The 6,208-nt window shown below is 43.7% G+C and carries 8 protein-coding genes; 4 read left to right on the top strand and 4 right to left on the bottom strand.

Going from position 1 to position 6,208, the window contains the following annotated elements:
* Positions 1 to 48: 48 nt before the first annotated feature.
* From RH96_RS15265 to RH96_RS10595, 4 genes are all read left to right on the top strand, one after another.
* Positions 49 to 231 carry a helix-turn-helix domain-containing protein gene (locus RH96_RS15265; protein WP_227500961.1) on the top strand — a complete coding sequence of 61 codons (183 nt, stop codon included), beginning with the start codon at positions 49 to 51 and terminating at the stop codon, positions 229 to 231.
* Complete coding sequence (locus tag RH96_RS10605; protein ID WP_227500960.1) at positions 191 to 568, top strand: helix-turn-helix domain-containing protein; 378 nt, start codon at positions 191 to 193, stop codon at positions 566 to 568. The genes RH96_RS15265 and RH96_RS10605 overlap by 41 nt, the downstream gene beginning before the upstream one ends.
* Entirely contained in the window at positions 472 to 1,401 is a 930-nt protein-coding gene (locus tag RH96_RS10600) for an IS3 family transposase (RefSeq protein WP_141629744.1), read from the top strand. The genes RH96_RS10605 and RH96_RS10600 overlap by 97 nt, the downstream gene beginning before the upstream one ends.
* A gap of 182 nt (positions 1,402 to 1,583) precedes the next feature.
* Positions 1,584 to 1,874, top strand: a complete 291-nt coding sequence (locus RH96_RS10595) for an oxidative damage protection protein (protein WP_010200774.1) — start codon at positions 1,584 to 1,586, stop codon at positions 1,872 to 1,874.
* Between the two features lie 242 nt (positions 1,875 to 2,116).
* On the opposite strand, the gene phoU is transcribed toward RH96_RS10595, so the two are convergent.
* The 4 genes from phoU to pstC all read right to left on the bottom strand — a co-directional run bounded on the left by phoU (position 2,117) and on the right by pstC (position 6,133).
* Positions 2,117 to 2,899 (bottom strand): phosphate signaling complex protein PhoU, encoded by a 783-nt coding sequence (gene phoU, locus RH96_RS10590; protein ID WP_010200772.1) that lies wholly within the window; start codon positions 2,897 to 2,899, stop codon positions 2,117 to 2,119.
* A 283-nt stretch (positions 2,900 to 3,182) separates the two neighbouring features.
* On the bottom strand, positions 3,183 to 4,103 hold the full coding sequence (pstB, locus tag RH96_RS10585) for a phosphate ABC transporter ATP-binding protein PstB (protein WP_010200770.1): 921 nt from the start codon (positions 4,101 to 4,103) through the stop codon (positions 3,183 to 3,185).
* 78 nt (positions 4,104 to 4,181) lie between these two features.
* On the bottom strand, positions 4,182 to 5,090 hold the full coding sequence (gene pstA, locus RH96_RS10580) for a phosphate ABC transporter permease PstA (RefSeq protein ID WP_010200769.1): 909 nt from the start codon (positions 5,088 to 5,090) through the stop codon (positions 4,182 to 4,184).
* A gap of 89 nt (positions 5,091 to 5,179) precedes the next feature.
* Entirely contained in the window at positions 5,180 to 6,133 is a 954-nt protein-coding gene (gene pstC, locus RH96_RS10575; protein ID WP_010200767.1) for a phosphate ABC transporter permease subunit PstC, read from the bottom strand.
* Between the last annotated feature and the right edge of the window lie 75 nt (positions 6,134 to 6,208).

The following is a 6,208-nucleotide window of genomic DNA, read 5'->3' as shown; positions in this document are numbered from 1 at the left end:
TCTTGAACTGACCCCCATAAGTTGGACACAACTTATGGGGGTTATTTTATGAAGTATGACATCGACTTTAAACTAAGGGTGATAGCCTATTATCAACAAGGACATTCAGGCATTGCTACCGCAAAGCATTTTAATATTAATGATAAAGATGTTTTTAAGTGGGTAAACCAGTATTTAAAAGACGGTATACTTGCAATCAAACCTAAAGCTGGCAAAGCCATCTACAGGTAGCGAGTTCAAGCTTCAAGTCCTGACCACAATGGCAGGTGAAGGTTTAAGTCAATCGCAAGCCGCTTTGAGGTTTAACATTAGCTCGCCTGCGCTGATTAGTGTATGGCGCACCGCCTATGCTCGTCATGGTATGCTAGGCTTAACTGCCAAAGCTAAAGGACGACCTACTGTGAAGCACCCTTATCTCACTGACAAGCCTGAGCATGAGAAGAGTATAGAGGAGCTCAAACGCGAGAATGAATACCTCAAAGCGGAGAACGCCTACCTAAAAAAGCTCGATGCCTTGCTCAAAGAGAGGAAAGCCAACCAGACAAAGCAAGGCTCGTCAAAGGACTAAGAGATCAGCATCCGCTCGCTTTACTATTACTCATTGCAGATATAGCAAGGAGCAGCTTTTACTATCATCTGCGTGTTCTGCAAGCGACAGACAAGTATGCCGATCTTAAACAGCGTATCAGTGACGTCTATCATCACCATAAAGGTCGGTATGGCTACCGTAGAATCACTCAAACGCTTAAGAACGAAGGACTAAGATACAACCACAAGCTCATCGCACGGCTTATGAACGAGCTTAAACTTACCGCGAGAATCAGACGACAAAAGTATCGTTCCTACAAAGGACAGTGCGGCGTTATTGCCAAGAATAGGGTCAAACGTAGGTTTAGAGCAAAAGCGCCAAATCGCAGGTGGCTGACTGACATTACTGAGTTTAAAGTGGGCGATGATAAACTGTATCTGTCACCCATACTCGATTGCTTTAATAATGAGATCATCAGTTATGAATTATCAAGACGACCCGTATATGACTTGGTGAAACAGATGCTTGATCGCGCGCTCAAAGGCATAACATTAAAGCGCAGGCTCAAGGAGCAGCTAACGCTGCATTCAGATCAAGGGTGGCACTATCAGATGAAACCGTTTGCAACAACGCTAAAAGCCAATAACATCCAGCAAAGTATGAGCCGAAAAGGTAACTGCTTAGACAATGCGCTGATGGAGAGCTTCTTCGGTACGCTCAAGTGTGAGACTATTTATATTGAAAAGCCATCGAGTATTGAGGCGTTAGAGCAACAGATTCATAAGTATGTGCATTACTACAATCATGAAAGAATTCAGCTTAAACTAAAAGGACTGAGCCCTGTACAATACAGAGCTCAGTCCTATCTTTAATTAAACCGTCCAAGTTTCGGGGGGCAGTTCATGATTGGCGAGGTTTTTTATTAACATCAGTAGATAAAGCATCTGTTACCTTCTATACACCTGATAGGCTTGGCTAAATCTACTAAGACCGTTATCATAGGTGGATACTAATATTTGACTTAATTATTTAATAATACAATAAGGACTGCCTCATGACTGAGAGTTTTAATCCACAAGCCAATACGGTATTTTGCCGCAAATATCAGCAAGAATTGCCAAAAATGCCACATCCACCTTTTCCTAATAAAAAAGGTCAAGAGCTGCAAGAAACGGTCTCTGACAAAGCATGGAAAGAATGGATTGAGCACCAAACCATGCTGATTAACGAAAATCATCTAAGCATGATGGATCCTAAGGCCAAGCAGTTTTTAACCGAGCAACGTGATAAGTTTTTAGACAATGAAGATTATGAGCGCGCGCAAGGTTGGACGCCAGAAAGCTAATTATTTTTGATTTTCTGCTATAAAAAAACGCGCTATATAAATAATATAGCGCGCTTTTTATTTATAGATTATAGGGTCTGTTGAAAATAAAACTGTTATATAAATTTAAAAGCGCTACTGTTATAAATTTGACTGGCGTGCTGCGTTCCCAGAGGCTGCGCAACCTACATTTGAAGACAGCATCCCAGTAGCGCTATGTTCTTTTTAGAGTACATCGACTATAACGCGTGTTAAATACCCTATCAATCCTCAGTCTTGTTTGCTGCGCCAGCATCGGTAACGGATGTTGCGCTTGCTTGGCGTGCAGCCATTCGATCGTTGGCTTCTTGCACCGCTTTTTCGACCTCAGCATAGTCTGAATGACGCACGTCCTGACCGCTGATATAATTAATAACCAGCTCTGCCACGTTCTGCGCATGATCACCGATACGCTCAAGCGCGCGCAGCACCCACATAATATTCATGACTTTTGAGACATAGCGCGAGTCCTCCATGATATAAGTCATCAAGGCGCGAATGGCCGACTGATACTCATCATTGACCACCTTATCATTACGCATGACTTCAAAAGCTTGCTCAGCGTTTGATTGGCTAAAGGCTTCCAGCGCATTATGTACCATCAGCCGAACTTGGTTGCTCAGATGCTGGACTTCCGCATACCCATACTCAGTCTTACCTTGCGCGATAATTTTGATTGCCATCTGGGCGATTTTCACCGCTTCATCACCGATGCGCTCTAAATCAACCACGCCTTTGCTGATGGCCATGACCAAACGCAAATCACTGGCAGCTGGCTGACGTTTGGCAACCAGTAATAAAATATGTTCGTCCAAATCGACTTCCATACGATTGATATCAAAATCCATATCAATCACTTCTTGTGCCAGCGCTTGGTTTTTATCGGTTAATGCATGGATTGCCTTGGCGACTTGATTGGCCGCGCTATCACCCATATGCAGAAACAGTCGAATCGCTTCATCAAGATCTTGGTCAAAACTTTTAGAGATATGCTTGTCATTTTGCATAGAACGTATTCCCTGAAATCTGGGTTTCGATGACACCGTGTGCCTATTAAAGGGCACATTGTTTGAGTGCTCAAAACCGATCTGCCGATATACCTCGGTCAATGTCAAAAACTTCGAATGATTGCTCACAATAAGTGCTCATCCTATTTGCTTGTTATCAGCGTCTTATTATCAGTGCTTGATGGTCAGTACATAACCATCAGCGTAATGACTGACATTATCACTCAATGAAAAGCGACTGACGGCTGACTCTAAGCGTCGCCCAACTTAATCATCAATGCGCTTAGCCATAACGACCCGTAATATAATCTTCCGTCGCTTTTTGCGCCGGTTTGGTAAATATCTGATCCGTCTCGCCCATCTCGATCATATCGCCTAAATACATATAGACCGTGTAGTCTGACACCCGTGCCGCTTGCTGCATGTTATGCGTGACGATAGCGATGGTATAGTCGTTTTTGAGATCTTCAATCAGCGCTTCAATAGCACCGGTAGAGATAGGATCAAGTGCAGAAGTTGGCTCATCGAGTAACAATACTTCTGGCTTGGTGGCGACACTACGCGCTATACATAAGCGTTGCTGCTGTCCACCAGACAACGACAGTCCAGAGGCTTTCAGTTTGTCTTTAACCTCAGGCCATAATGCTGATTTTTTCAGCGCCCATTCCACTCGATTGTCCAGCTCAGCTTTGCTTAATTTTTCATAAAGACGCACACCAAACGCCACATTGTCGTAAATCGACATTGGGAATGGCGTCGGTTTTTGAAAGACCATGCCGACTCGTGCGCGTAGCAAATTAACATCAACGTCTTTGTCTAGAATATTTGCACCGTCAATATTGATATTACCTTCTGCCCGCATGCCCGGATACAGATCATACATACGATTAAAGGTACGCAGCAGCGTTGATTTTCCACAACCTGATGGGCCAATAAACGCGGTCACTTTTTTATCAGGGATATCAATATTGATATTCTTTAATGCTTGGAAATCATCGTAATAAAAATTCAGATCTCGAACTTCCAATTTTGCAGGCGGCATATTTTGTGGAATATCATGCAGTGTTTGCTTGTTAAAGCTTGCGGCGTCTGGCTGAGCCATTTGTGCACTGGTCGATAAAGGGTTGGTTAATAGATTGCCTTCGGTGATATGAGACTTTTTAACCGCCGTTTTTTTAGGCGCTTTATTGATGACATCATTCATAATCTTATCCAACCTAACTCAATGAAAAGTGATATAAATTTAAGTAAAAATCGACGAGGCCTGATTTTCTAGTAGCTTTTATTTGCTGTGACCACGGTTGCCAATAAACCGCGCCAAAATATTCAGTATCAATACAGACAAGGTAATCAGTAATGCCGCTGACCATGCCAAGGTATGCCAATTGTCATAAGGACTCATGGCAAACTGATAGATGGTGTTGGGCAAGTTAGCAATGGGCTTACCCATATCAGTACTAAAGTATTGATTGTTCAGCGCAGTGAATAGTAACGGTGCAGTTTCACCAGTGATTCTAGCAAAAGCTAACAACACACCTGTGGTCAGTCCCGCTTTGGCAGCTTTGATCGTGACTTTGGTCACCAGTTGCCACTTTGGTGTGCCCAAGGCGTAAGCCGCTTCACGGATGCTATTGGGCACTAAGTTGAGCATATTTTCTGTGGTGCGTACGACGACAGGAATAACGATTAATGCCAACGCCAATGCGCCTGCCCAACCAGAAAAGTTATTGCCTTTGACCATCAGCGCATAAATAAAGAGACCAATCACAATCGAGGGTGCTGATAGCAAAATATCGTTTAAAAAACGAGTTACCTTACCTAGCATACTACCTTGAGAAAATTCTGACAAATAAATACCGGTCATCAGCCCAATCGGGGCACCGATAAACAAGCCTGAAAACGCCAACATGATTGAGCCGACAATGGCGTTGCGTAGGCCACCTGCGCTCATCGGTGGTGGGGTATCAGCCGTAAATACTGGCAACTGTACCAATCCTTGAAAGCCTTCAACGAACAGGGTCAGTAAAATCCATAATAGCCAGAATAAGCCAAACGCCATCGCCGACAACGCAAAGCCCAATCCAAGCTTATTCAGACGACGACGCTTGTTATAAAGGCTTTTGTTATAACGTGCCTCAAAGCTTGTCTTCATCGGTAATGCGGTAGTAGCTCTGATAGCTTGATTAGGCATAACATTCGTTTCCCATATCTTTTTAGATAGCCTTTTTAGATAATCTCTTTAGACAACATTAATCTCTATCGTGCTGATACAACGTCAGCTTAGCGATTGCCTGCTTTATGATCCATGCGCATGAGCATGAGCTTCGCTATGGACAGCACAATGAAAGTAATCACAAATAAGATTAAGCCTAGATGTAGCAACGACGCCAGATGCAGCTCACTAGACGCTTCGGCGAACTCATTGGCCAGCGCTGAGGTAATCGTAACCCCAGAGGTAAACAGGCTCGGACTGATATTAAAGGCATTACCAATCAAGAAAGTCACCGCCATGGTCTCGCCCAATGCGCGACCCAGTCCTAAGATAACGCCACCAACCACACCAGCTTTGGTATACGGCAAAATAATCTTGAACATGACTTCCCAAGTCGTCGCGCCCATGCCATAGGCTGATTCTTTTAATAAGTCTGGCACGACGGAAAAAACATCGCGCATGGTGGCAGCGATAAAGGGAATAATCATGATGGCAAGCACCAAGGACGCTGTGAACATACCCAGTCCCATCGGTGCGCCTTCAAACAGTTTACCAATAATCGGTAAAGGGCCGACGTGTTCAATAAACCATGGCTGGATGTGATCGCCAAAAAACGGCGCGAAGACGAACAAGCCCCACATACCATAAATGATAGAGGGGATACCAGCCAATAACTCAATGGCGATACCAAGCGGTTTTTTTAGAAAAGCAGGACACATTTCGGTCAAAAATATGGCAATGCCAAAGCTCACTGGCACGGCTATCAGAATGGCGATAAAGGAGGTCACTAAGGTGCCATAGATGGGTGCAAGTGCACCGTATTCATTGGCGACCGTGTCCCAGTTATTGCTGGTATAAAAACCTAGACCAAACTCTTGAATACTTGGCCAAGCCCCGACAATTAACGACACTAAAATACCACCTAGAGACATCAATACCAGTATGGCAAATGCTTTGGTGGAGTTGACGAATAAAGCATCGTAACGTTTTTGTTTAGCCAGTTGGGACCTTAAGTCTGTCATAAGTGTCTCAGCATTCAATAGAATAAGATTAAAAAATGAGCGTATTTATCAGGTTTTATCACAACAAACTCAGCA

Origin of the sequence: Psychrobacter sp. PAMC 21119 (assembly GCF_000247495.1) — a bacterium.
GTDB lineage: Bacteria > Pseudomonadota > Gammaproteobacteria > Pseudomonadales > Moraxellaceae > Psychrobacter > Psychrobacter glaciei.
Note: the sequence above shows the minus strand (reverse complement) of the source record. Positions and strands in the feature narration are given on the sequence as shown.